Annotated in this window: 21 protein-coding genes and 1 pseudogene; 2 read left to right on the top strand and 20 right to left on the bottom strand. The window is 55.6% G+C overall.

All coding sequences use genetic code 11. The features are described from left to right. Positions 1 to 8 precede the first annotated feature (8 nt). The gene (locus tag PRECH8_RS09035; protein WP_200966780.1) at positions 9 to 257 is read right to left on the bottom strand and encodes an SIR2 family protein; all 249 of its coding nucleotides are present in this window, start codon (positions 255 to 257) and stop codon (positions 9 to 11) included. Positions 258 to 527: 270 nt separating this feature from the next. Continuing rightward, positions 528 to 1,994: a 23S rRNA (uracil(1939)-C(5))-methyltransferase RlmD gene (gene rlmD / locus PRECH8_RS09040; RefSeq protein WP_242457510.1), complete on the bottom strand. Its 1,467-nt coding sequence runs from the start codon at positions 1,992 to 1,994 to the stop codon at positions 528 to 530. Positions 1,995 to 2,330: 336 nt separating this feature from the next. Between rlmD and PRECH8_RS09045 the strand changes: the two genes are divergently transcribed. Beyond that, positions 2,331 to 2,798, top strand: coding sequence for a hypothetical protein (locus PRECH8_RS09045; protein WP_200966782.1), 468 nt, complete (start codon positions 2,331 to 2,333; stop codon positions 2,796 to 2,798). 84 nt (positions 2,799 to 2,882) lie between these two features. Here the strand turns inward: PRECH8_RS09045 and PRECH8_RS09050 are convergent, their stop codons facing one another. From PRECH8_RS09050 to PRECH8_RS09060, 3 genes are all read right to left on the bottom strand, one after another. Next, positions 2,883 to 3,812, bottom strand: a complete 930-nt coding sequence (locus tag PRECH8_RS09050) for a diacylglycerol kinase (protein WP_200966783.1) — start codon at positions 3,810 to 3,812, stop codon at positions 2,883 to 2,885. 197 nt (positions 3,813 to 4,009) lie between these two features. Then, positions 4,010 to 4,795: a sirohydrochlorin chelatase gene (locus PRECH8_RS09055; RefSeq protein WP_242457511.1), complete on the bottom strand. Its 786-nt coding sequence runs from the start codon at positions 4,793 to 4,795 to the stop codon at positions 4,010 to 4,012. Positions 4,796 to 4,890: 95 nt separating this feature from the next. Next, on the bottom strand, positions 4,891 to 5,184 hold the full coding sequence (locus tag PRECH8_RS09060) for a YerC/YecD family TrpR-related protein (RefSeq protein WP_200966784.1): 294 nt from the start codon (positions 5,182 to 5,184) through the stop codon (positions 4,891 to 4,893). A gap of 236 nt (positions 5,185 to 5,420) precedes the next feature. Between PRECH8_RS09060 and PRECH8_RS09065 the strand changes: the two genes are divergently transcribed. Next, positions 5,421 to 5,972 carry a hypothetical protein gene (locus PRECH8_RS09065; RefSeq protein WP_200966785.1) on the top strand — a complete coding sequence of 184 codons (552 nt, stop codon included), beginning with the start codon at positions 5,421 to 5,423 and terminating at the stop codon, positions 5,970 to 5,972. A 162-nt stretch (positions 5,973 to 6,134) separates the two neighbouring features. On the opposite strand, the gene PRECH8_RS09070 is transcribed toward PRECH8_RS09065, so the two are convergent. From PRECH8_RS09070 to PRECH8_RS09140, 15 genes and pseudogenes are all read right to left on the bottom strand, one after another. Further along, positions 6,135 to 7,199: a DUF3048 domain-containing protein gene (locus PRECH8_RS09070; RefSeq protein ID WP_200966786.1), complete on the bottom strand. Its 1,065-nt coding sequence runs from the start codon at positions 7,197 to 7,199 to the stop codon at positions 6,135 to 6,137. 207 nt (positions 7,200 to 7,406) lie between these two features. After that, positions 7,407 to 8,639, bottom strand: coding sequence for a DUF4349 domain-containing protein (locus PRECH8_RS09075; RefSeq protein WP_200966787.1), 1,233 nt, complete (start codon positions 8,637 to 8,639; stop codon positions 7,407 to 7,409). A 222-nt stretch (positions 8,640 to 8,861) separates the two neighbouring features. Beyond that, complete coding sequence (locus PRECH8_RS09080) at positions 8,862 to 9,536, bottom strand: Bax inhibitor-1/YccA family protein (RefSeq protein WP_200966788.1); 675 nt, start codon at positions 9,534 to 9,536, stop codon at positions 8,862 to 8,864. Between the two features lie 1,126 nt (positions 9,537 to 10,662). Then, positions 10,663 to 11,937, bottom strand: a complete 1,275-nt coding sequence (purD, locus tag PRECH8_RS09085; protein WP_200966789.1) for a phosphoribosylamine--glycine ligase — start codon at positions 11,935 to 11,937, stop codon at positions 10,663 to 10,665. Between the two features lie 82 nt (positions 11,938 to 12,019). Continuing rightward, complete coding sequence (purH, locus tag PRECH8_RS09090) at positions 12,020 to 13,570, bottom strand: bifunctional phosphoribosylaminoimidazolecarboxamide formyltransferase/IMP cyclohydrolase (RefSeq protein WP_200966790.1); 1,551 nt, start codon at positions 13,568 to 13,570, stop codon at positions 12,020 to 12,022. 67 nt (positions 13,571 to 13,637) lie between these two features. Next, positions 13,638 to 14,252, bottom strand: coding sequence for a phosphoribosylglycinamide formyltransferase (gene purN / locus PRECH8_RS09095; protein ID WP_200966791.1), 615 nt, complete (start codon positions 14,250 to 14,252; stop codon positions 13,638 to 13,640). Further along, positions 14,249 to 15,304 carry a phosphoribosylformylglycinamidine cyclo-ligase gene (gene purM / locus PRECH8_RS09100; protein ID WP_200966792.1) on the bottom strand — a complete coding sequence of 352 codons (1,056 nt, stop codon included), beginning with the start codon at positions 15,302 to 15,304 and terminating at the stop codon, positions 14,249 to 14,251. The genes purN and purM overlap by 4 nt, the downstream gene beginning before the upstream one ends. Before the next feature lie 86 nt (positions 15,305 to 15,390). Next, a complete protein-coding gene (purF, locus tag PRECH8_RS09105; RefSeq protein ID WP_200966800.1) occupies positions 15,391 to 16,986 on the bottom strand; it encodes an amidophosphoribosyltransferase in 1,596 nt (531 codons plus the stop codon). 74 nt (positions 16,987 to 17,060) lie between these two features. Next, positions 17,061 to 19,304, bottom strand: coding sequence for a phosphoribosylformylglycinamidine synthase subunit PurL (gene purL / locus PRECH8_RS09110; protein WP_200966793.1), 2,244 nt, complete (start codon positions 19,302 to 19,304; stop codon positions 17,061 to 17,063). Further along, the gene (gene purQ / locus PRECH8_RS09115) at positions 19,282 to 19,974 is read right to left on the bottom strand and encodes a phosphoribosylformylglycinamidine synthase subunit PurQ (RefSeq protein WP_200966794.1); all 693 of its coding nucleotides are present in this window, start codon (positions 19,972 to 19,974) and stop codon (positions 19,282 to 19,284) included. The genes purL and purQ overlap by 23 nt, the downstream gene beginning before the upstream one ends. Positions 19,975 to 20,077: 103 nt before the next feature. Beyond that, positions 20,078 to 20,326, bottom strand: coding sequence for a phosphoribosylformylglycinamidine synthase subunit PurS (purS, locus tag PRECH8_RS09120; protein ID WP_200966795.1), 249 nt, complete (start codon positions 20,324 to 20,326; stop codon positions 20,078 to 20,080). Positions 20,327 to 20,424: 98 nt separating this feature from the next. Then, positions 20,425 to 21,601, bottom strand: a pseudogene (gene purK / locus PRECH8_RS09125) (5-(carboxyamino)imidazole ribonucleotide synthase). Between the two features lie 29 nt (positions 21,602 to 21,630). After that, a complete protein-coding gene (gene purE / locus PRECH8_RS09130) occupies positions 21,631 to 22,131 on the bottom strand; it encodes a 5-(carboxyamino)imidazole ribonucleotide mutase (protein ID WP_200966796.1) in 501 nt (166 codons plus the stop codon). A 291-nt stretch (positions 22,132 to 22,422) separates the two neighbouring features. Continuing rightward, positions 22,423 to 23,739, bottom strand: a complete 1,317-nt coding sequence (locus PRECH8_RS09135; protein WP_200966801.1) for an NCS2 family permease — start codon at positions 23,737 to 23,739, stop codon at positions 22,423 to 22,425. Between the two features lie 263 nt (positions 23,740 to 24,002). Beyond that, complete coding sequence (locus tag PRECH8_RS09140; protein ID WP_200966797.1) at positions 24,003 to 24,902, bottom strand: hypothetical protein; 900 nt, start codon at positions 24,900 to 24,902, stop codon at positions 24,003 to 24,005. Between the last annotated feature and the right edge of the window lie 494 nt (positions 24,903 to 25,396).

The following is a 25,396-nucleotide window of genomic DNA, read 5'->3' on the forward strand; positions in this document are numbered from 1 at the left end:
ACATCTCCTCATTTCGTGTCTAGTTTTATGGGTCCATTATAGTTTGCCAGTAGTGTAGCTACCTGTTCAGCCGCGCCGTCTTCAGTAGAAGATAAATAATACTCGTATGGCTTGTCATTAAAGGAAGCAAATTTCCGAAGAAGCCCATGCCAATCTTCTAATCCAAGGTACCTTCGTGAAAACCCTGATCCAACAAAAAGAAAAGGTGCGGACTCAAAGTTGTTAAGATGTTCGGTAAGCTTTTTCTCAATGTTCATAAAATACCTCCTTACAACAAATTTAATAACATTCATTTAATAAAGCGTACCATACTAGCGTGATTGTCATCTCTACACAATATTAATACCTTAGATATCGACTCCTTCTCATTGTGACTTATCATTGAAGCTACTGCTCCTTTAAGTATCGAGTTCTTAAACGAATTTATGCCCCAACCTGTAAATTAAGTATTGCCGCTTCAACACTCAACTCAACTTTCCGTCTTACCACTAGCGATAATATATCTGAGCAATACTGCCACATCTCATCTATTCTTCACTAACCATCAATATTAGACACTCCACATGCCCCGAATGCGGGAACATGTCGACCGGCTGCACCTCGACTGTGCGGAAGCCGCCGTCTTCAAGGATGCGCAGGTCGCGGGCGAGGGTCGCTGGATTGCAGCTGACATAGACGACCCGCTTCGGCTTCATCTCGATGATCGTCTCGAGCAGCGAACGATCGCAGCCCTTGCGCGGCGGATCGACGACGATCACGTCCGCCGCTATGCCGGCCTTGCGCCAACGCGGCAGCAGATCCTCCGCCCGGCCAACGGCAAATTCGGTGTTTGTTACACCGTTCAGCTGCGCATTGCGCCTTGCGTCTTCGACCGCTTCCGGCACGATCTCTACGCCGTACACCTTCTTCGCCCGCTGGGCCAGGAACAGCGAGATCGTCCCGATGCCGCAGTAAGCGTCGATCACTGTTTCTTCTCCGGTAAGTGCGGTATATTCCAATGCTTTATCATACAGCACCTTCGTCTGCACGGGATTCACCTGATAGAAGGACCGCGCCGAGATCGCGAAGCGAACCTCCCCGATCCGATCCTCGATCGTCTCGCTTCCCCACAGCACCTGTGTCTCCTCGCCAAAGATCACGCTTGTCCGCTTCGTATTCACATTCTGACAGATGCTCTTAAGCGCATACTCAGGCTGGCTCACGCGCACCGCCTCACGGATGCGATCCACCAGCTCATCCGCTTTCGGCAGCTTCCTGCCGTTGGTCACCAGCACGAGCATCAACTCCCGCGACTGCACGCCGACCCGCACAACCACATGGCGCAGCAGGCCGCGATGCGTCGCGTGGTCATAGGCTGGGATCCCCAGCTCACCGGCGATCTGCTTCACCTGCCGGATCAGCTCATCATTCTGCGGATCTTGAATCAGACAGCTGTCCATATCGACGATGCGGCGGCTCCCCGGCTCATAGAATCCTGCGATCAATCCGCCTTCCCGCTCTCCGATCGGCACGACGGCCTTGTTGCGGTATCGCCATGGATCTTCCATGCCGATCACGGGGTGCACGATCACTCCGTGCGAGCCAGCATCGCTGGCGCTCGATGATCCCCGGACATCCAGCTTCCCGATACGCTGCAGATTATCGATAACGAGCTGTCTCTTCCACCTCAGCTGCCCTTCATAGCTTAGATGCTGCAGCTGGCAGCCGCCGCATCGGCCATAGACTGGACACAGCGGTGCGACCCGTTCCCCGCTGGTTCGCAGCACCTCCTCCAGCTTCGCATGGCCGTACTGCTTCTTCAGCTCCGTTACCCGCACACGTGCCAGCTCACCGGGCAAAGCACCGGACACGAACAACGTGAATCCTTCCACACGCCCTACGCCATGTCCCTCATAGGTGAGATCAAGGATCTCCACCTCGCAGACTTGTCCCTGATTCACCGGAAGCGGTGCTGGATGATTTTGTTTAATCGTTGTACGTGTCTTTTTGTTCATAGCTTGTCTATGCTCCCTGTCCCTTATATCCTGTATCCTCATTCATTCTTAATTCCCGTTACTATCGAATGAATGCCGCTCTAACATCATTCTCTTATCACAATTACCATCATTATGCCACAACAGCCGGCCCTGCGTGCAGCGAAGTGCGATGCCGAGCAAATACGCATGATTTCCGAGCAACGCAAGTCCATCCGGCGAGCGCGTTCGGCTGGACTTGCCCATGCTGATCTGCCTTTTTTGCTTAAACCCTTCCGCAAGGCGGCTGTTGCACGGCCTTCTCTGCAAGTCCATTCATATATTGGAGTAACGCTTGTCGAGAAGAGGTGCAGGACGATGCCAGTACAATTCCTAGACTCCAGAGTATCCGACTTCTTCACTTCGGATAACGAGGATCTTATATTGCCAACGGATACTCCGATTCTGCTTGGAGATATCGGTTTGCAGACCGCAGCGGCACTCGGCACGCCTAACCAAAGCAGCATTCGCGTTCAACTCGTGGGAACGATCGGCGTTACGATCCGTTCCGGCAATCCCAGAGTCATAGTCTATGTCCAGCGCGGCAGTACCGAAGTTTTCGGTTCCGGGACGATCATCTACACCCTGCAGGGCGATCTGCCCGCGGAGGCGGGCAACACCCGGCTGCTTAACTTCACAGCAGGAGACTTCCCTTCAGCTCTCGATGCAGCTAGCGGCGAGATTCGCTATACGATGTTCGCCGTTGCCGAGAGAAGCAGGAAATCCCGCGTACGCATACGCGGCCCTGTTAACTTCATGGGCACAGCCGCGGCAGGGAACGAATAACAGTCCTGCGCTGCTTGATAGTTCGCTGATATATATCCCATATCTTCTCACCCAAAAAGGCCGATTCTGCACACAACAAACGTGTCAGATCGGCCTTGTGCCTGCTGCTGCACTGTCCGCGGGAACGATCACATGCAGATGATGCGGCAGAACGCTGAATCGGCCGGGAAGACTGCCGCCTAATTCCCCGTCCAGATTCAACTGCACTTGATCCTCGGACCTTAGCATGATCTCATCGACATGCAGGTATTCGACCAGCGGATCGTTCAGATGATCCCCGCGCAAAGCCATCGATGCCAATCGGATAAAATCCGCCAAACTGCATTTCTTCAGAATGATCAGATCAAGCTTGCCGTCATTGAGACTCGCTTCCGGAGCCAGCTTCTCGAAGCCGGCCACAGAAGTGCTGTTCGCCAGGAAGAACAGCATGATCTCCTCATCGACGACCCGCTCCCCCGTGCGCATCTCCACCTTGATCGGCCGCAGCCAAGCCAACTTCTCGATCCCTTTAACATAGTATGCCAGCTGTCCCAGCATCGTCTTCAGCTTGCTGGGCACCTCATAAGTCAACTCCGTAATCGATCCCCCGCCGGCAATATTGATAAAATACTTCGTCCCATCCTCCAGCTCGCACTTGCCGAGATCGATCGGCACGGTATGCTGCTGCAGGATGACATCGGCGGCCTGCTCCCAAGAGCGCGGTATGCCGACCGCCCGGGCAAAATCATTGGTCGTTCCGACGGGCAGAATCCCCAGCTTCGGCCTGTGTTCCAGCTCCGCCAAGCCATTCACAACCTCGTAGATCGTGCCGTCGCCGCCGGCAGCGATGATGATATCGAAACCACGGGCGACCGCCTCCGCCGCAGCCTGCGTAGCATCCCCCGTTCCCTTCGTCTCATGACAGGAAGTCTCCAGACCGCCCCGTTCCAAACGATCCAGGATATCAGGCAGCCGCCGGCGCATCTCCTCTCGACCAGAACTCGGATTATAGATCAATCTGGCGCGCTTCACCATTCGTACAGCACCACCATCCACGATAATATCATATACCGTTTAGTTCCATTATGGCACAAACCCTGTTCCGTTCCAATCCTGATCACCTAAGCGAAACCTGTCCACTCACGCCTCACGCCGGCGCTGCGATTCGTCCTGTTGACGGCTCCTTGCAGCTTCCTCTTGACCTTACTATTGTCTGCCCCTCTCCTGTCTGATCATTCCATCCCAGGCAGCACGCTGCGAACCTGCTCTGCGATCCACTTGCTGACAGCGGGATGGGGAAGGAGCGTCTTCCCATTGTAACGCCATTCGAACCCAGCGAAGCGCTGCGGCACAACCTTCCTCGTAAAATACCCCTCACTGACAAAAAACGGCGACAAAATCACCTGACAACCCGGATGCTCCACCTGCACCTTCTCCATCAACTGACGCGCCTGCTCCTCCTGCTGCAGCATCGCCGGATAGGCCACTTGGAATCCGCCCAGCTCCCGCAGCCGATGTGCGGCCCGCTCCAAGACGGCCAGCCATCTCTCATAGAATCCTTCCTCACGGCTGCCATGGCCGACGACGATCAATACCTCGCGTTCCGGCTCCTCGGACAGCGGACGGAGTTTATCGTAGAGCGCTTCGAGGATCAGCGGATGATCGTCCATCACCGAGGTCCAATGGATCTTCGCCTCTGCCCGCATGCGCGGAAGATCCGTCGGCAGCGCAGGCTCCGCTTCCAGTCCGAGCGCATATCGGATCTCATCGATATGGACGCTGCCCGATGAGATGAACAGGGGCACGGTGATGATGTCCGTCACCCCTTTCGCTTCCAAGCAGTCGATCCCATCCTGGATCAATCTTCCCTCGACGAGCTCAAGATAAGAGGAGAACACCGGAATACCGGCAGGGATAGCCGCCTGCGCCACTGCTTCATCGACGAGCTGGACCCAGTCCTCCTCCCGTGAACCATGGCTGATCACCAGGACGCCGTATTTGCCCTTATACATCATCATCGGCAACGCACCTCCTCAGCTCCGCTGGAAAAACTTCCTAACATATAATAAAACGGACACCCAGGTCCGTCTTCATGTCGTCCTATGATCTGATATTATAACTTCTTGATCCGCTCCAAGGCCATGCGATAACCGTCGGTACCATAGTTGAGGCAGCGTTTCACCCGCGAGATCGTAGCTGTGCTTGCCCCCGTCTCCTGTTCGATCTGGTTATACGTGCATCCCTTACCCAGCATACGTGCAACCTCCAGGCGCTGCGAGAGCGATAAAATCTCGTTAACCGTGCATAAGTCTTCGAAGAAAATATAGCATTCATCGATCGTCTTGAGCGATAGGATAGCTTCGAATAATTGATCGATCGTTTTGTCGTTTAACTTCTTGAGTTGCACGAACGATTCACCTCTTCATGAACGTTGATACTTCTATTTTACTTTACCTCTGTAAAGATATCAAACTTTAAATGGGTTAAGCACGGGTTGCCAGCGGATGACGCGGTATAAGTTTCCGCCCATTTTGTGCGAATGGGAATAATCGGGATATTCGTCCATACAACCAAGGCCTTTGCCACATAGAGTATAGGGAAAACGTACAGATCTACATCTCTTATGAAGGATCGTGAATTGGCGTGAATCAATATCCCTATCCATCTTATCGGCATCAACCGCACATTCATCAGCACAACCAACTGCCGCAGGGAACGCCGTATCCGCCAGCCAGTTATCCGCCTGCGGGCTTCCATAATCCCTATCCCGATGCCTACCCCCAACCTCCTGCTGAGCTGCTGCAGCAGCCGGCTGGAGGCAGCGGCGGGGGCGGTCTAGGCGGTCTCCTCGGCGGCGGCCGGGCAGGTCAGATGCTCGGAGATCTGCAAAGTTTTGTGAATCGAATGGGCGGGATCGACGGCATCTTATCGACGGTTACCAAAGTTCAGAAACTCATGTCCACCGTTCAGCAGATTACTCCGATGCTCAGCCTCCTTCTGAATAAGAAGGGACCTGGAACCAGTCTTGCCCAGGCGGATGCCGGCTACCGTTCACCCAGCCGAAGACGCCGCCGGCGCCGGAGCGGCAGCGGCAGCAGGCGAGGGAGACGGTCTGGCAGGAATACCAGCCGAACTGGAAGAGCGGGTTCTGGTTCCGGCTCCTCCCGTTCCCGATCCAGGAATCGCATCAGGTGAACACGAAACGGCGGAAGTCAGCTGACAAGGCGATGACCAGACGGTTACTCCATCCAAGGTCGTTCGCCTTGTCTTCTTCATCGCTTCTATCGGTTCTAATGCCCGGTCATGATTCCATATAACTATCGTAAGTACTATGCTGCGAAGTTGCAATATACGATGTTACGCATCCGCGTTCTCATCAGCCGCGGAGAAGGTGACTTTGAGATCCGGAGAAATCACCTGCACCCAGGTCTTGCCGGGGATCAGCGGCACCTCTTCGCCGTTGATATACGGTCTGATGATGCCGTCCTTCTGTTCCCATACGATCTCCCGCACCTTGCCCTTCTGGGCAATCCAGCCCTTGCCCGGGCCGTATACATCAATCTCCCGGCGGCCGACATTATCCACTACGCGGTGGGAAGCGGCGATGATCATGATATTCGCCGCTTCAATCTGCTCTTCGCTCTCCTTATCCACGTGGGGTGCTCCTGCCATATAGCGCAGGTACGTCTCCTTCTCAGCATCATATTCATATTCCACATGATAGCCCAGCAGATAGTTGACACGGACTTTCTCCGCGGGTTCCCCGGTCATCACAATATCCTTATCAGCAAAGGGTATCGCCTCCGGCTGATTCCATTCCGTGCGCAGTTTCCGGTTCTCCTGCCCCTTGCGGATCAACTCCATGCTCGTATAAAGGTTGTGCGGTTTAGACCGTTCTTTGCTGCGCCAGAAATAAGCGCCGCCGCCGTAGATCTCATCTAAACGGTCCAATTTCTTCTTCTGTACATATTCGATGGCAGCCGGGCTGTATCCGGCATGGACGATCATCGCGTCCATCCCTTCGGCGATCTGTGCAAAATACGGACGCAAACTGCGCACCGGACCGATGACCTCCGGTTGCTGGCTGTGGAACACAGCAGCGAATCGAGTAATCTCTCCCTCTACCAAGAATTCATAAACGATATCCGCATCGATCAGTCCGCTCTGCGGACGAGCTGCTCTATGATTCTCGATCATCACGAGGATCGGACGAGCTGCCATCTCCTCTTCCGTGCCGATCCCGGTTAATGGATATGTATAGGGATAGACGATCTCCGGTTCAGGCTCAGGTTCTGGTTCGATGATCGGTGCTGGAAGCGGCGGTTCCGGCTCAAGGTCCTCCGTTGGTTGGGGCTGTCCGCAGCCGGCAGCCAAGACGATGAGTGCTAAGCATACGATTAGTACAGCAGGCCATCCTTTCATCCTCGTCACTTGTCTAATTCACCTCATACTCGTTTGTTGATGTCTAGATGATAAAGCCCGGATACCTTCTTCTCTCTCCGGCACCCCATTTCCTTCCTTGAGGGGAAGGTTTTTTGGTCAATCCGGGTACAGAAAGGGAAACCCGAGGACGCTCTTCGAATGTCCTCAGGTTTCCCTTATCTCATCTGCTGTATGGATGATTACTTGTTATTTCTTGACTTTTGGCTCGCTATCCTCGCCATGATTCTCATCAGGTTCATCTTTTTCGCAGTCTTTGCCGCCGTTTGCTGCTCGATCGTCTATTGTTCCGTCATCTGTCTCTCCACCCTGCATGACTTCACGGTCTGCCGCTTCTTCTGGCGCTTCATCCTCATCCTTATACGCCTGCTTGAACACATCTCGATCGTGCCGTCTCATATCGGGATGACGCTCCAGTCTCTCCTCTCGCTCCCGTTTCAACTTATAGCGGAACCAGAAGAAGAAAGGCGATGCCAACAAGGCCAACACGAGCAATACCGGAATGGCGGCGACGATGAAGATGACCAGTTCCTGCAGCACGCTGGAGATACCGCTTAACACCGACTGCAGGGCAGAACTCAGACGCTCGCCGAAGGAGGGTTCCTGTTGTTTTTCTTGTTTGGCTGTGAGGTTGTCGTTCTTCTCATATACCGTTAATTCGATGGTGGAGTATGCGACGTTCTGCTCCAGATACCGCATCCGGCCTTTGATCCGCTCGATATCCTGCTGCACGTCGTTCAACTCTTGCGAGAAAATCACAAGATCCCCCGTGCTCGCCGCTTGTTCCATGAACGATAAGAGCCGTTGTTCCGTAACCTCCAATACGTTCAGACGGGCCTCCAGATCCACGTACTCCTCGGTTACATCTTGCCCGGTTACCTTGCTCTCATAATGATCCGGGCTGAGTTCCTCCAGTCGATTCAGCAGGTCCATGAAGCCGCTCGCCGGAACCTTAATCGTAAAATGCCCGCTCCTATCATGCTCGCTATTAATCTCATTAAAATTCAGCTGATACCCCCCTGCTAACTGAACGAGGCTGCGGATCTTCGACCGCGCTTCACCGAAGTCTTCAACTTCTATCGTTACATATGCTTTGTAGATCAGCTTTCGGTTAATCGCAGGATTCGCTTCGTCAATCCCCCAACCTGCAGCATCACGGCCGCCAATGATTCCTGCTTCGCTTCCGCCGCCGCTTTCCGGCGCGGCAGCATTCGCTGCATCGTCTCGTTCATCATCCGCGCCTGCTCCCGTGTCCACAAAACCTAATGTCGACTCATTCGCAATATAACTGTTCGGTGCAGCATTTCCCGCCGTGTCCGAACTGGAGCCGCTGCTGCATCCTGCCATGATGAGTACCAAGCCGAGGAATACCGCCGCCGCTCCGATGCCGATTTTTCTAAACCAACACGAACGACCCCCCATAGTCTCAACCCTTTCTTAATTGTAAGATCTGGAATTTGATTAACAGACGTTTGACGATCGGGAAAGGTTGCGGGATGAGTCGGAATTTTCTGAACAAATAAAAGAAAAAATCGGACCACATCATGTGTCATGTGATCCGATCCATTCGAGACATCATCCGATATTTTCGATACGTGATATAAATCTTTGCGGCACGATGTGCCTCTGTCCAACAACACTTGATTATTCGCTGGCGATGATGACCAGCAAACGCAAGATATACAGGAACAGGTTGATGAACGACAGGAACATGCTGAGCACCGCAAGCGGCATCAGATGCTCCGGAACGCCGTGCTTATACTGGGATACATCGTAAAGGACGAATCCAGAGAAGACCAGCACCCCGAGGATCGTGATCACCAAGTTTGTCGTACCGCCCATGCCGCCGGTGAACAGCGAGATCAATCCTGCGCCGATCAGCACGATCAGACCGACGAGCAGGATGCCTCTCAGGAAGCTGAAATCGCGCTTCGAATAGTAGGCATATAAAGTCAGCGCTCCAAATACGACCACCGTCAGCAGTAAAGCTTGAGTGACAATCGCCCCGCCGCCGACAAAGGTGTAATAGGCAACCGCCGGATACAACACAACGCCGGTCAGGAAGATGAAGCTGAAGACGAAGGGATAACCGATCGCCTTGCCCCGCCATTGGATGATGAACGCTGCGATCATCATGATGAGCTGCACAACCGCGAGCGGCATGAACCACTGGATCGGCACCGCCATGCCCACGAGTGTACCGATGAAGCAGAGCAACACGGAGAGCGAGAACGTGCGCATCAGACGTTGAAAGGAATCCGAGCGCGTCTCCTGTTCAGCCGTTCCTAGATAGGTTGTTTGCGTCTGTTCAACATTCATTTCATACACCACCTATACAACTGAGAATAGAATCGTCCCCCCTGGGTACACGACCCCAAGGTACACGATATCTACTAAATTTTATCACAAATACGGAAAAAGAGAACCATTATTTGAACATATTTTCAAATCTGCGCAAAATGAGCGGAATGATGCGACTATGAAACGATGTCATTTGTCGGCTGCGCTCCGATTTCGTCACCTCGCAGCGTGAGTCAACAGTTTCTGTCGGTTCGCACTCCGATCTCGCATCCTCGTAGCCTGAATCGACAGTTTCTGTCGACTCACACGCCGATCCTGCCTCAGCACAGTCCGAGTCAACAGTTTCTGTCGATTCACACGCCGACCTCCTCTCCGTACAGCCTGAATCAACAGTTTCTGTCGATTCACACGCCGACCTCCTCTCCGCACAGCCTGAATCAACAGTTTCTGTCGACTCACACGCCGACCTCCTCTCCGTACAGCCTGAATCAACAGTTTCTGTCGACTCACACGCCAATCCTGCCTCAGCACAGTCCGAGTCAACAGTTTCTGTCGACTCACACGCCGACCTCCTCTCCGTACAGCCTGAATCAACAATTTCTGTCGACTCGCACGCCGATCCGCCCCCGCTCAGCCTGAGTCAACAGTTTCTGTCGATTCACACGCCGACCTCCTCTCCGCACAGCCTGAATCAACAGTTTCTGTCGACTCGCACGCCGATCCAGCCGCCGCACAGCATGAGTCGACAGTTGCTGTCGGTTTGCACGCCGATCCTGCCTCCGTACAGCCTAAATCAACAGTTTCTGTCAGTTCGCACGCCGACCTCCTCTCCGCACAGCCTGAATCAACAGTTTTTGTCGACTCACGCTCATTCTCAGCCCAACACACATCGATTCGACTTAGCATCCATGCAAGTTCACGCATCATACATACTTCACGCATCATACATTCACCGCACGCCAACTCAGCCTCCGCACGCCACCCGCCTTAATGCCTGCCATGATGTACCAAAACAAAACGGCCTGCCCGATCAACAACCGATCGGAAACAAGGCCGTCTTTGCAATCAACTCTTCATCAAGCTCATCATCAAACTCTTCATCAGCACTTCTTCAACTCTTCTCCAAACCTTCCTCTGCCCTTCCTCAACCCTTCATCGCCTGCAAGGCTTTGAGCGCGATGTCCGTGCGGTAATGCTTGCCTTCATAGCGGATCTTCTCGATATCCGCATAGGCGATCTCCCGGGCTTCCGTGATATCCCGTCCGACGCCCGTGACGCCGAGCAGGCGGCCGCCGTTCGTGACGATCTGCCCGTCTTGGAGCGCCGTGCCGGCATGGAAGACGAGGGAGTGCTCGACTTGATCGAGCCCGGTGATCGGTTTGCCCTTCTCGTACGGGCCGGGATAGCCGCCCGAAGCGAGCACAACGCATACCGCCGCCTCATCGCTCCACTCGATCTCGACTTCATGCAGCCGTCCTTCTACCGTCGCCAGCAAGATCTCCGCCAGGTCCGACTTCAACCGCGGCAGCACGACCTGCGTCTCGGGATCGCCGAAACGGCAATTGAACTCGATCGTCTTCGGCTCGCCCTTCTCGCTGATCATCAGTCCCGCATAGAGCACGCCGCGAAACGGCCGCCCCTCCTGCACCATCGCCCGTGCCGCCGGCTTCAGGATCGTCTCGATCGCCTCATCCACGACGGACTGCGGAATATGCGGCACCGGCGAATAGGTCCCCATACCGCCTGTATTTGGTCCGCGGTCGCCGTCGTATACCGGCTTATGATCCTGGGACGGTACCATCGGCCGGACCGTCTCGCCATCGACGAAGGCCAGGATCGACATCTCTTGTCCGCTCAAATATTCTTCGATGACGACCTTCGATCCCGCTTCGCCGAATACCTTCTCGACCATGATGCCGCACAGCGCCTGTTCCGCTTCCTCCAGCGTCTGCGCAACGGTGACTCCTTTGCCGGCTGCCAGACCATCCGCTTTGATGACGATCGGCGCCTGCTGCTTGAGCAGATAAGCTCTGGCCGCTTCATAGTCGTCAAAGGTCTCATAGGCCGCAGTAGGGATGTTGTATTTTTTCATGAGCTCTTTGGTAAAAACCTTGCTGCCCTCGATGATCGCCGCATCTTTCCTAGGACCGAACACCTTCAGCCCCTTCTCCTCCAGAACATCGACCAATCCGCCGAAGAGCGGCGCTTCCGGCCCAACCACTACGAGATCAATCTCTTGCTGCAGCGCAAACTGTGCCAATGCCTCAAATTGCATCTCGCCAATCGGCACACATGCTGCGATCTCTGCTATACCCGCATTGCCCGGCGCGCAGTAGATACGTTCCACCTGCGGGCTCTTGCTCAGCGCCCAAGCAATCGCATGCTCGCGTCCCCCGCTGCCGACGATTAAGATCCGCACCGTGAGCTGCCTCCTTTGCCTTATGGATTGCTTATCCTTAATGGATTCCTAGTCCTTGATTAATTCCTTGTTATTCTATATATCAATGTTTAAAATGTCGGACTCCCGTAAAGACCATCGCGATGCCGTGCTTGTTCGCCGCATCGATCGAATCTTGGTCCTTGATCGAGCCGCCCGGCTGGATGATCGCCGTGATCCCGGCCTTGGCCGCCAGCTCCACCGTGTCGCTCATCGGGAAGAAAGCATCCGATGCCAGCACGCTGCCGCGCGCCTTCTCACCGGCTTGGTTGATGGCGATGCCCGCCGCACCGACGCGGTTCATCTGCCCGGCGCCGACACCGATCGTCATATTGTCTTTCACCAGCACGATGGCATTGGATTTGACGTGCTTGACGACTTTCCATCCAAACAAGAGCTGCTTCAGCTCTTCTTCAGACGGCGCCCGTTCCGTTACCACCTGCAGCGAATCCGGATCGAGCTGCAGATGATCGTTATCCTGCACGAGCATGCCGCCTTCGATCGAGGTGATATTGTGATAGCTCGCCGCTGCATGTTCCGCCGTGAACACATCGCCCAGGCGGAGCAAGCGGATATTCTTCTTCTGAGTCAGGATCTCCAGCGCTTCATCCGTGAAACTCGGAGCGATCACGATCTCCAAGAAAATCTCATGCATCCGCTTCGCCGTCTCCCCGTCGATCTCCCGGTTCGCCGCGATGATGCCGCCGAAGATCGAGACGGGATCGGCTTCATAAGCCTTCTCATAAGCCTCAAGGATCGTGCTGCCGATGCCGACGCCGCATGGGTTCATATGCTTCACGGCAACCACGGCAGGCTCTTGGAATTCCTTGACGATCTGCAGAGCCGCGTTGGCGTCATTGATGTTGTTGTAGGACAGCTCCTTGCCGTGCAGCTGCTCCGCCGTCGTGATATTGCCGGCCTCAGCCAGCGGTTTGCGATAGAAGGCCGCCTTCTGATGCGGATTCTCGCCGTAGCGAAGTTCTTGCACTTTCTCATAAGTTACGGTGTATTTCTCAGGGAATGCCTCCCCGACCTGTCGGGTCAAATAATCCGCAATCAGCGCGTCATAAGCCGCGGTATGACGGAATACTTTCGCAGCCAGGCGCTTGCGCGTCTCCAAAGTCGTATCCCCGGACTGCTTGATCTCCGCCAGCACGGTCTCATAATCCGCCGCATCCACGACGACAGTCACATAGGCATGATTCTTAGCCGCCGAACGCAGCATCGTCGGCCCGCCGATATCGATGTTCTCGATCGCATCCTCATAGGTGACATCGGGTTTGGCAATCGTCTCCGCAAAGGGATAGAGATTAGCCACCACCATGTCGATATACCCCAGATTCAATTCCTGCAGCTGCTGCTGATGCTCGCTGTTATCGCGCACTGCCAGCAGGCCGCTGTGCACTGCAGGATGTAAGGTTTTGACCCGGCCGTCGAGGATCTCCGGGAAACCCGTTACTTCACTGATGCCGATCACTGGGATGCCGTTTTGCTCGAGCAGCCTTTTCGTCCCCCCGGTCGAGATGATCTCGATGCCGGCCTTAGCCAGCCCTGCGGCAAATTCCACGATGCCCGTTTTGTCAGACACGCTGATTAACGCTCTTGAGATAGCCACGAATCCTGTTCCTCCTTGGTTTCTTTATTGTATATAGTGACAACTGATCTTCTTTATCTCCAATATTTTACGATAATCCATCGATCAACACACGCCGTCCATCCAATCGCACACGCCCTTCACAGATCCACTGGATCACCTTGGGATAGAGGGCGTGCTCCGCCGCATGGATCTTCTCAGCCAGCGTCTCCAGCGTATCCTGCGGTTCGATCGACACGGGGACCTGAGCGATGATCGGTCCCGTATCCATCCCGTCGTCGACATAATGCACCGTCACGCCCGTCACTTTCACGCCGTAGCGATAGGCATCACCGATGCCTTCCACCCCCGGGAAACTCGGCAGAAGCGAAGGATGGATGTTGATGATCCTGCCTTCATACGGCTCGAGCAACACCCGGGTGATCAGCCGCATATAGCCGGCGAGTACGATCAGATCGATCCGATGTTCTTCCAGCACCTGAACGAGCATCGCCTCATAGGCCTCGCGGGAGGGATAATCCTTCGGCCGGAAGGTGAAGGCCTTCACGCCTGCCTGCTCCGCCCGCTCAACCACCTTCGCCTGCGGCTTATCGCAGACGAGCAGGGCAATCTCCGCATCGATCTCGCCGCGGCGCTGAGCATCGACGATCGCCTGAAAATTCGACCCGCTCCCTGAGGCGAATATGGCGATGCGCTTCCTCATGCGATCTCCGCTCCCTTGAATCTCACCTTGCGTTCGCCGGGGATGACCGTGCCGATCCGGTACGCCGCTTCACCCAATTCCTGCGCCAGCTGCAGCGTCTGCTCCGCTTCCTCTTCCGGCACGATCAACACCATGCCGATGCCCATATTGAAGGTCGTGAACATATCGCGGCCGCTGATCCTGCCGACTTCCTGCAGATGTTTGAAGATCGGCAGGATCGGCCATGAGACGTAATCAATCTCGACATCCACATCAGCCGGCAGGATGCGCGGGATATTCTCGATGAAACCGCCGCCGGTAATATGGGACATGCCCTTCAGCGTCACTTGTTCCTTAAGTGCCAGGATCGTCTTCACGTAGATCCTCGTCGGCTCGAGCAGGACCTCACCCAGCGTCTTGCCGCTGTCACCGCCTGCCTCCGGCACCACATCCGTCAATTGATAGCCCTGCTGTTCGAGAAGCAGCCTGCGCACCAAGGAGAAGCCGTTGCTGTGCACGCCGCTGGAAGCCAGGCCGATCACGGCATCGCCCGGGCAGATGCTGCGGCCGTCGATCAGCTTCTTCTTATCGACGATGCCTACGGCGAATCCGGCGATATCATATTCATCCTCGCCGTACATCCCCGGCATCTCCGCCGTCTCGCCGCCGATCAAGGCACAGCCCGCTTGTACGCAGCCCTCTGCGATGCCGGCCACGATCGCCTCGATCTTCTCCGGCACCACCTTGCCGCATGCAAGATAATCGAGGAAGAACAGCGGCTCCGCTCCTTGCACGACGATGTCATTGACGCACATGGCGACGGCATCGATGCCGATCGTGTCGTGTTTGTCCATCATGAAGGCCAGCATCAGCTTCGTGCCGACCCCGTCGGTACCCGAGACAAGCACGGGCTCCTCATAGCGCTTCAGATCCAGGTCGAACAGTGCGCCGAAGCCGCCCAGATCCGTCAGCACCTCCGACCGGAAGGTGCGCTTGACATGCTTCTTCATTCGCTCGACGGCCTCATTGCCCGCGGCGATATCGACCCCGGCTTGTTTATATGCATCGGACATCGGTGATCCCTCTCCTAACATCGATATAATCTAGTCTCTATAGTTCTAGTTCCTCTGTTCCCCCGCCTGAACGGTCACGTCAGCCCTTACACCTTCGCATAATCGGAACGGGGGCTCATGAACTGCAGCTCAGAAGATGTTCCGCCCAGGACTTCGTTTCCGTCCTTCATCCCTGCTCGCTCATCTTCATGAATCCCGTACAATCGGGTCGGATAGTTGTTGTCAAAACATGCCGTGCACAGCCCGCGGTTGTACTCGCTGCCGTCGCCGCGGCCGATCGACTCAAGCAAGCCCTCATGGCTGAGAAAATACAGCGAATCCGCATTGATCGCCTGTCGAATCTGCTCCACGGATTTCTGCGCAGCGATCAGATCCTTCCGCGTAGGCGTATCGATGCCGTAGAAACACGGATTCTGAAAAGGCGGCGACGAGATCCGCACATGCACTTCCTTCGCTCCTGCTTCCCGCAGCAGATTGACGATGCGAAGCGACGTTGTACCGCGCACGATGGAGTCATCGATCATGACGACCCGTTTGCCTTCGACGACTTTGCGCACAGCGCTCAGCTTCATCTTCACACCCTGTTCGCGAAGCGCCTGGCTCGGCTGGATGAAGGTGCGGCCCATGTAGCGGTTCTTGATCAGCCCGATCTCATACGGGATGCCCGTCTTTTCCGCATAGCCGATCGCCGCCGAGATGCTCGAATCCGGAACGCCCGTCACGACATCCGCATCGACGAAGGACTCCATCGCCAGCCGGCGTCCCATCCGCTTGCGCGCCATGTGGATATTCACAGCATCGATATCCGAATCGGGCCGTGCGAAGTAGATGTATTCCATCGCACAGATGGCGCGCCGCTTCGGTTCCGTGAACCGCCCTGCACGCAGCTTCCCGCTGCCGAGTTCAAGGACGAGCAGCTCGCCCGGCTCGATATCCCGCACATACTCCGCGCCGATCGCATCGAAGGCGCAGGTTTCCGACGCGAACACATATGCATCGCCGAGCTTGCCCAATACGAAGGGACGCAGGCCGTGCGGATCCTTGGCCGCGATCAGCTTCGTGCGCGTCAGGAAGAGGAAGGCATAAGCGCCGTCGACCTGGTGAAGCGCCTCTTTGACCGCATCCACGATATCGTCATGGGAAGAACGGGCGATGAGATGGGCGAGCACCTCCGTATCCCCCGTCGTCTGGAAGATCGAACCCGCACGCTCCAGGCGATCCCGAAGTTCCTTTGCATTCACGAGGCTCCCGTTCGCAGCGATCGCCAGATCCCCTTCCCGATACTTGAACACCAAGGGCTGGGCATTCGCCATCTTGATCTCAGCAGAAGATTTTTCGCTGGACGGCGCATAGCGGACGTGCGCGATGCCCATCGTCCCGCGCAGTCCGCTCATGATCTTGCCGTCGAAGATTTCCTTCACCAATCCCAAATCGCGATGATAATGAAACTGCTCACCGTCGGAGATACAGATGCCTGCACTTTCCTGACCGCGGTGCTGCAGGGCATGGAGGCCGTAGTAAGCCAAGTGTGCCGCATCGGGATGACCGAACACCCCGAATACGCCGCACTCTTCCCCCAATTTGTCGAAGACCTGGTCGTGTTTGCTCACGAGACCTTCGTTGTAATAATCCCCGGACCAGATCTTCCCTGTCCGAAGGGATTCATCCCGCTCACAGCGCATCGCGCAGAGCCCCTGCGTAACGGCGGGAACCGGGAATCCCCGGTTCGCAGCGCCGGCCCCGCGGCTCACATGCTTCATCTCATCATGCATGGGATCGCATCCTTCCATACTTGTGCCAGTCGGTCGACTGGAAGTTCCAAACCTTGCCCGCCGTTGATCCGAATCGACAGATCGCTGCCGCCTACCGTGCCGATGCGCTTCACCGGTACGCCGGCCGCCGCGATCGTCCGCTCCAGTTCCTCCGCCTGCTCCGGCTTGGCCGTCAGCAGGATGCGGGACTGGCTCTCGCTGAACAGTGCGATATCATGACGCAGCTCCGTCTCGATCTCCACCGCAGCGCCGATGCCGCCGCTGATGCAGCTTTCCGCAAGGGCAACGGCCAGGCCGCCTTCCGACAGATCATGCGCCGAAGCGACGAGACCGGACTGGATCGCACGCAGCACCGCTTCTTGCAGCCGCTTCTCCGCCGCAAGGTCGATCTGCGGCGGTCGCCCTTCCGTGACGCCATGGATGACGTATTGGAATTCGCTGCCGCCGAGCTCTGCCTTCGTCTCGCCGAGCAGGAAGATCACGTCGCCTTCGGATTTGAAGGCCTGTGTCGTGATATGATCCAGATCATGCACGAGACCGACCATGCCGATCACCGGCGTCGGGTAGATCGGGCCTTTCTCGCTTTCATTGTAGAGGCTGACATTGCCGCCGATGACCGGTGTTGCGAAGGTCTCGCAGGCCTCCGAGATGCCGTCCACCGCTTTCTCCAGCTGCCAGAACACCTCCGGCTTCTCCGGACTTCCGAAGTTCAGGTTGTCCGTCACCGCCAGCGGCTCTGCACCGGAACAGACGACATTGCGCGCCGCTTCGGCCACGGCGATCTTGCCCCCGACTTCCGGATCGAGGTAGACATAGCGGCCGTTGCAGTCCGTCGTCATGGCGATCGCCTTGCGCGTCCCCGGCACCCTGACCACTCCTGCATCGGACCCCGGCGCCACCATCGTCTCATTGCGCGCCATATAGTCGTATTGCTGATAGACCCATTCCTTGCTTGCGATATTCGGGGAAGCCAGCAGTTTCAGCAAAGCATCCCCCAGATCCTTCACTTCCGGATACCTTGTCGTATCTACGGAACCGTTCTTCACGTAATATTCCGGAATGCGCGACGGCTTGTGATAGACCGGGCACTCGTCGACCAGCGCCGATACCGGCATATCGCCGGCCGCTTCGCCGTCCTTGATGAGGCGCAGGCGGCCGTCATCGGTCACACGACCGACCTTCACGCAAGGCACGCCCCAGCGCGCGAAGATCTCCTTCGCCTGCTCCTCCTTATCCGGCTCAACGACGAACAGCATGCGCTCCTGGGATTCGGACAACATCATCTCATAGGCGGTCATGCCCTCTTCCCGCTGCGGCACCGCATCCAAGTTCAGTTCCATGCCGTTGCCCGCCTTGCTCGCCATCTCCGCACTCGAGCAGGTGAGTCCCGCCGCCCCCATGTCCTGGATGCCGATGACGATCCCGGATTCGATCAGTTCCAGACAAGCTTCCATCACGAGCTTCTCCATGAAGGGATCGCCGACTTGTACGGATGGCGGCTCGACCTTCGCATCCTCCGTCAGTTCCTCCGATGCGAAGGTCGCCCCATGGATGCCGTCGCGGCCCGTTGGCGGACCAACATAGAAGACCGGGTTGCCGACGCCTTGCGCCACGCCCCGCTGGATCTTGTCGTGCTCCACAAGCCCGACGCACATCGCATTGACCAGCGGATTGCCCTCATAGCTCTCATCGAACATCACTTCGCCGCCGACGGTCGGAACGCCGATGGTGTTGCCGTAGCCTGCGATGCCCGCTGTCACATTCTCGAAGAGATATTTCACCCGTTCATTGTCCAATCTGCCGAAGCGCAGTGAGTTCAGCATCGCGATCGGCCGCGCGCCCATCGAGAAGATATCGCGGATGATGCCGCCGACGCCCGTAGCCGCTCCTTGATAAGGCTCTACTGCCGAAGGGTGGTTATGGCTCTCCAGCTTGAAACAGATCGCCAGGTTGTCGCCGATATCCACGATGCCCGCGCCCTCCCCGGGACCGATGAGCACCCGCGGTCCCTTCGTCGGGAAACGGCGAAGCAGGGGTTTGGAGTTTTTGTACGAGCAGTGCTCTGACCACATGACGCTGAATACGCCGATCTCCGTGTAGTTGGGCTTGCGGCCGAGGAATTTGCAGACGAGCGCATATTCCTCATCGGTGACGCCCATCTGTCTGTACAGCTTCTGTTCCGCGATCTGTTCAACGGTTGGCTCTTTACCCGATCCTTGTTGTGCCATGATTCTCCCTCCAAGCTTTTAATACGGACGTGAATACCCTCTTGCCGTCTCCCGATCCTAGCAGCTGATCGATCGCCCGCTCCGGATGCGGCATCATGCCGAGCACATTGCCCTGTTCATTGCAGATGCCCGCGATCTCATCCAAGGAACCGTTCGGGTTCTCACCCGCATAGCGAAACACGATCTGTCCCTTCTCCTTGAGCTTCGCCAAGACTGCATCATCACAATAGTAATTGCCAAAACGATGCGCGATCGGAAGCTGAATCACTTCGCCGGCTTCATACTCGCTGGTATATGACGTGCGATTGTTCTCCACGCGCAGGCTGACCAGCTGACAGCGGAACTTCAGGGATTCGTTGGGAAGCATCACGCCCGGCAGCAAGCCGCTCTCCAGCAGGATCTGAAACCCGTTGCCGATCCCGAGCACATAACGGCCTGCTTCCGCCGCCTTCCGCACCTCTTCCATCACCCGCATCCGGCTTGCAATCGCTCCCGGACGCAGGGCATCCCCGTACGAAGCCCCGCCTGGAAGGATGATCGTATCGTACTTGGACAGATCCTCCGCCGTATAAGGGACATATGCTGCCTGCTGTTGAAGCACTTCTTCGACAGCCTTGTAACTCTCGATATCACCAGTGGAGCCTGGAAATACTAGAACTGCAACCTTCATGAGGCACACGACCTTCCCTTCATAGGTTCATTCACATTTCCCTCGATGTCGATTCAAACAACCTTTAGAACAACCTTTAGATCACCCTTAGATCCTGGCCCAATTACTCTTCCGTAAGCTCGAAGCGGTAATCTTCCACCACGGTATTGACCAGCAGTTGTTCACACATCGCCTTGACCCGCTCCTCTGCTTCTGCGCGGTTATTCGTATCCAACTTGAGCTCGATATACTTGCCGATGCGCACCGAGCTGACCTCTTCGTAACCGAGGGCCTTGAGCGCCTCTTGCGATGCTTTGCCTTGCGGGTCCAGAACATTCTGCTTCATCGTCACATATACGGCTGCTTTCAACATAGACAGGTGCCTCCTTAATTCATTCAAAGGATAAAAAAGCTCGAAAATTAGTTAAGTTCATTAATTTTCTTCCTTCCGCTTCGACAACCCGCAGCCGGTCAGCTCCAGATTGTCGATCGTTCGATCCAAACGAGCGCGCGTTCCACATCCGGCGTTAACAAATTCACATGCCCCATCTTGCGCTTCGGCTTCGCCTCCGCTTTGCCGTAGAGATGAACTTTCGCCGTGATCCCGTACTCCCGTTCCAATTCCGCTTCTCCACCGGCGGCGAGCCATGCCATCAGGGGCTCCAAATGCTCACCGAGCACATTCACCATCACGACCGGTGTCAGAAGCTCCGTGGAAGTCAGCGGGAGATTGCAGATCGCACGGATGTGCTGTTCAAACTGCGAAGTGCGGCAAGCCTCCATCGTATAATGCCCGGAGTTATGCGGACGCGGCGCCAACTCATTCACATACAGCTTGCCGTCCGCGGTGAGGAACATTTCGACAGCGATCAGTCCGACCACGTTCAGGGCTTCGGCGATCCGCACAGCCATGCGCTGTGCCTCCTCGACAATTTCCCGGGAAATACGAGCGGGCACGATCGACACATGCAGGATATTCTCGCGATGAATATTCTCCGCCGGCGGGAAAACGGCGATCTCCCCCCCCGGCACTGCGTGCAGCGATCACCGAGATCTCCTTGGTGAAAGGAATGAACTTCTCCAGAACGAGCTCCGTCCCTTCCGCTGCAAGTTCGGCATAAGCTTCGGCAAGCTCCGACGGATCGCGAAGAACTCTTTGTCCTTTGCCGTCGTATCCTCCTGTCGCTGTCTTCAGTACGCAGGGCCATCCCAGCCGCTCCGCCTCCCGCTCCAGCTTTTCAACGCTGTGAATCGGTGAATAGGGAGTGACGGCGATGCCCGCCGCTTCCACCGCCCGTTTCTCCCGCAGGCGATGCTGCGTCGTATAGAGCAGCTCACTGCCTTGGGGAACATAGGATTCCTTCATCAGCATGGCGGTGACATCGGCATCGACGTTCTCAAATTCATAGGTGATGACGTCGGAGAGTTCCGCCAGCTTACGCGCCGCCTCCATGTCGTCATAGGGCGCCGTAATCTGCTGATCAGCGGCCTGCCCGCAAGGGGCGTTCGGCGTCGGGTCCAGGGTGACGAACCGATAGCCCATGTTCCGCCCGGCCAGGGCCATCATCCGGCCTAACTGCCCGCCGCCCAGCACGCCGATCGCCGCCCCGGGCAGGATGCGCGGTGCATTGCTTTCCAGTGTCCTTATCTCCCTCTCTCTATTCGTTCCGATCCGCTTCACGGCCCCTCCACTCCTAAGGAGTCGCTGGAATCGAGCACCTTCTGCTTCATAGCTTCGCGCCAAGCGATCAACCGGCTTTGCACTTCCTTATCCGTGCTGCCGATGATGCTCGCTGCCATCAGCGCGGCATTGATCGCTCCGGCCTTGCCGATCGCCATCGTCGCTACGGGGACGCCGCCGGGCATCTGCACGATCGACAGCAGCGAATCCAGTCCGTTCAAGTTGGACGACTTCACAGGCACGCCGATGACCGGCAGCACCGTCTTCGAAGCCACCATGCCGGGCAGATGAGCCGCTCCGCCGGCGCCGGCGATGATCACTTGCAGACCGCGTTCCACAGCCGTTGCCGCATATTCAAACATCAGATCCGGCGTTCGGTGAGCGGAGACGACCTTCTTCTCATATGGGATGGCCAGCTGGTCCAACAGTTCACAAGCATGCTTCATCGTTTCCCAATCGGAAGTACTGCCCATGATAACTCCGACTTTAGCAGACATTGCTTCAACCTTCCTTCATCTCGATATCATGATGCGAAAAGCTGCTGGATAAAGCCTCCGTCATACCGCGTAACATATGTCACATCAACATGACGTCGTTAGCCTTTTGACCTCAACATGGATAGTTTATCAAGAGATAACCGAGAGTGTCAATGGTAAACACGAACATTATTTTGAGTTTTTATAAATATAGTTCGCCTTTTCTACAAACGTCTATTCTTCTTACAAGATAATAAAAAGCTGCTTGAAAACGAACGTTCAAGCAGCCAGTCATGTTGGTATTCGATTCGATTAAGCCTTACCCCAGATGAAGTAAGCGATAAATACGAAGAACATCACATACATAATCCAGTGCACCTTCTTGCCGTCGCCCTTTACCAGTTTCAGCACTGGATACAGCACGAAGCCAAGGGCGATCCCCTTCGAGATGCTGTAAGTAAGCAGCATCCCTACGGCTGTAACGAATGCCGGCACCGCTTCATCGAACTGATCCCATTCGATCAGTCTCAGGTTGGATGCCATCAGCACGCCGACCATCACCAGAGCTGCAGCCGTCACACTGCTGTTAATGATGGACAAGAGCGGCGAGAAGAACAGCGCCAGGAAGAAGAAGCCCGCCGTTACAACAGCTGTAAAACCTGTGCGGCCGCCGGCGGCAATACCCGCAGAGGATTCAACATAAGATGTCGTTGTCGATGTACCAAACGCTGCACCGACAATCGTTGCGACCGAGTCTGCAGCCAGAGCTCGTCCAGCGCGCGGCAGTTTGCCGTCCTTCAACAGCCCTGCTTGGCTGGCTGTCCCCACCAGCGTACCCGCCGTGTCGAAGAAATCGACGAACAAGAAGGTCAAGACGACGATCAGCATCTCAATCGACCAGAAACTCACACCGTCAATCACTTCGCCGAACAAAGGACCAGCAAACTCACCCAAAGCCGTCGGGTACGGCGGTATGCTGATGATGCTGGCAGGCAGTTCTACCAGTCCGAAGATCATGCCTGCAACTGCGGTGATGACGATGCCGATGAAGATGGCGCCGCGGATGTTGAGTGTCATCAGGATCGCCGTAATGACGATGCCGAAGAGTGCCAGCAGCGTAGAAGGATCACCCAGATCTCCAAGTTTCACAAGGGTTGCACCATCATCGACGATGATCCCTGCGCCCTGCAGCCCGACGAAGGCGATGAACAGACCGATCCCCGCGGATACCGCTTGTTTCAACCCTGCGGGAATCGCGTTGATGATCGTCTCGCGAATGCCTGACAGCGCAAGCAGCAGGAAGATCACCCCGGAGACAAATACGCCGGCCAACGCTGTCTGCCACGGAATTCCCATACCGCCTACGACTGCATACGTGAAGAAGGCGTTCAAGCCCATGCCCGGTGCCAGCGCGACGGGGTACTTCGCGAAGAAGCCCATGACCAGTGAGCCGACGATCGCGGCAATCGCTGTTGCTGTGATCGTCGATTGATAGTCCATCCCCGCTTCACTCAGGATGAGCGGGTTCACGGCCAGGATGTAGGCCATAGCCAGGAAGGTTGTCAGCCCGGCGATGAATTCCTGTCTGTAGCTCGTGCCGTGCTTGCTGAATTCAAAATAACGTGCCAATCCCTTCTCATTGCTTCCTTTGTTCGACAAAGTTCATACCTCCACAAGATATAATCATTGCTTACTTGCAATCCTTACGATTCGTTCCCCATAAGGCGATTGGTATCTTACCAGCAATCTCTCTCCTTATGGTTCACGTGATGGTTCATGCGTATTATTGTAGTAGGACGGCACGATTCTGTCAACGAAAAAACGAACACTTCGAGAAATTTTATCTCGAATGTTCGTTTTTAGCTCGATGATCAACTGGATATTTACAAGAATTAATGAAAATAAACGGCTAAACCAGCATATTCTTGATAATATCGTTCAGCCCACCAGCGCCACTTTGCCGCATCGAAGGGCTCCGCGTGATCCGCATCCGCAGCCCGACTCACACCTTGCTCCAACAGGTCATGCTCCAGCAGGATCGTCAGGGCGATCATGCACGCCTGCGATCCCTCCCCCGACTTCATCTCTTCGATAAGCAGAGGAACCGCCGGCGCTCCCAGCGCGATCAGCTGCGCTGCCTGCTGAGCCTCCGTCAAGTCTTCGGATGCCAGAATACTTGGAACCGCCGTCTCTGCCCGCGCCACGCTGGCATTCCAAAGCTCCTTCCACTCTGCTGTGTTCGACCAGGCATCCGGAGGGATGTTCAGCTTGCCGATCTCAGTAATCCCATACGCCAGAATCCGTCCCATCTGCTCCTCCTCCCGCTCCAACTGCCGCAGCAAATAGGGGATATAGACGACCTCCAGCCGCAAGAGCTCCTCATAGGATTCCCGCTTCCGCATCAGCGCAGGATGGACAGGCATCTCCTCGGCTTTCGTCTTGGCGCTCCCAGTCTCCGCAGTCTGCCCTTCAGCCACCGCAGTCTGCGTTCCTGTCACTTCCGTTCCTGGGTTTCCAGAATCCAAAGTCTGCGCTCCTGTCACTTCCGATCCGATATCCCAAGCCCCTGTCGACTCTGCTCCCGTCCGTTGAATCGCCTGGATCTCCTGAATCGCCGTACGAAGTTCTTCCGCTATCCGCTCAACCCGCTCCGCCCGCCGGCGTTCCGTCTCCATATCCAACCAAGTATTCGCCGCCGTGATCAGCGAGAGTGTCGCCAATAGAAAAACAACACACCAGAACCGCTCCTTCGCATTCCACCTCTGCCACATCATCTCCACCTCGATCCCCATCGTGAAGTTCAGCTGTTCAGAGCCCAATATTAAGGTATTAACCAGACCTGGCCTTTGTCACTGCTCCGACCGCTTGTACCCTGTGATGCTGTGTCTCCTGTTTCGTGCTGTGCTTTCTGTGCGGTACTTTGTTTTGTTCGATTATCCCGGCCTTGACCCATACATGACATGTACTAACTAACACATGTATATGTCATGAAGACAAACACTAGATCATGATCCTGTTATTCATCAGTAAACCCGAACATTCGACGCCCGAAGAATTTCATTCGTTCGGTAATAAAAGCGTTATGCACTGAAGATGACGTGGAATCGGGGATGGCACATTTTATACGATTTTTAGGATACAGATATCTGGATGAATGCTGATCCAGGAGCCTTTTATGCTAAATTTAGGACAAAAACCAACATCGTACCTTCCGGAGGAATCCGATCATCATCTTTTATACTAGATTTAGTATATAATCTTCTAATCTTCGCGGTTCCCCCGCTCA

This window comes from Insulibacter thermoxylanivorax, from assembly GCF_015472005.1.
In the GTDB taxonomy this organism is placed as follows: Bacteria; Bacillota; Bacilli; order Paenibacillales; family DA-C8; genus Insulibacter; species Insulibacter thermoxylanivorax.

Excerpts from the sequence above, each read along its gene's own strand:
- PRECH8_RS09050 (WP_200966783.1), bottom strand. The coding sequence starts at position 3,812 with ATGGTGAAGCGCGCCAGATTGATCTATAATCCGAGTTCTGGTCGAGAG.
- PRECH8_RS09070 (WP_200966786.1), bottom strand. The coding sequence starts at position 7,199 with ATGAAAGGATGGCCTGCTGTACTAATCGTATGCTTAGCACTCATCGTC.
- PRECH8_RS09055 (WP_242457511.1), bottom strand. The coding sequence starts at position 4,795 with ATGATGATGTATAAGGGCAAATACGGCGTCCTGGTGATCAGCCATGGT.
- purL (WP_200966793.1), bottom strand. The coding sequence starts at position 19,304 with ATGGCACAACAAGGATCGGGTAAAGAGCCAACCGTTGAACAGATCGCG.
- PRECH8_RS09045 (WP_200966782.1), top strand. The coding sequence starts at position 2,331 with ATGCCAGTACAATTCCTAGACTCCAGAGTATCCGACTTCTTCACTTCG.
- purE (WP_200966796.1), bottom strand. The coding sequence starts at position 22,131 with ATGTCTGCTAAAGTCGGAGTTATCATGGGCAGTACTTCCGATTGGGAA.
- PRECH8_RS09035 (WP_200966780.1), bottom strand. The coding sequence starts at position 257 with ATGAACATTGAGAAAAAGCTTACCGAACATCTTAACAACTTTGAGTCC.
- purS (WP_200966795.1), bottom strand. The coding sequence starts at position 20,326 with ATGTTGAAAGCAGCCGTATATGTGACGATGAAGCAGAATGTTCTGGAC.
- PRECH8_RS09080 (WP_200966788.1), bottom strand. The coding sequence starts at position 9,536 with ATGAATGTTGAACAGACGCAAACAACCTATCTAGGAACGGCTGAACAG.
- PRECH8_RS09075 (WP_200966787.1), bottom strand. The coding sequence starts at position 8,639 with ATGGGGGGTCGTTCGTGTTGGTTTAGAAAAATCGGCATCGGAGCGGCG.
- purF (WP_200966800.1), bottom strand. The coding sequence starts at position 16,986 with ATGCGCTGTGAGCGGGATGAATCCCTTCGGACAGGGAAGATCTGGTCC.
- rlmD (WP_242457510.1), bottom strand. The coding sequence starts at position 1,994 with ATGAACAAAAAGACACGTACAACGATTAAACAAAATCATCCAGCACCG.
- purM (WP_200966792.1), bottom strand. The coding sequence starts at position 15,304 with ATGTCCGATGCATATAAACAAGCCGGGGTCGATATCGCCGCGGGCAAT.
- purN (WP_200966791.1), bottom strand. The coding sequence starts at position 14,252 with ATGAGGAAGCGCATCGCCATATTCGCCTCAGGGAGCGGGTCGAATTTT.
- purQ (WP_200966794.1), bottom strand. The coding sequence starts at position 19,974 with ATGAAGGTTGCAGTTCTAGTATTTCCAGGCTCCACTGGTGATATCGAG.
- PRECH8_RS09140 (WP_200966797.1), bottom strand. The coding sequence starts at position 24,902 with ATGGGGATCGAGGTGGAGATGATGTGGCAGAGGTGGAATGCGAAGGAG.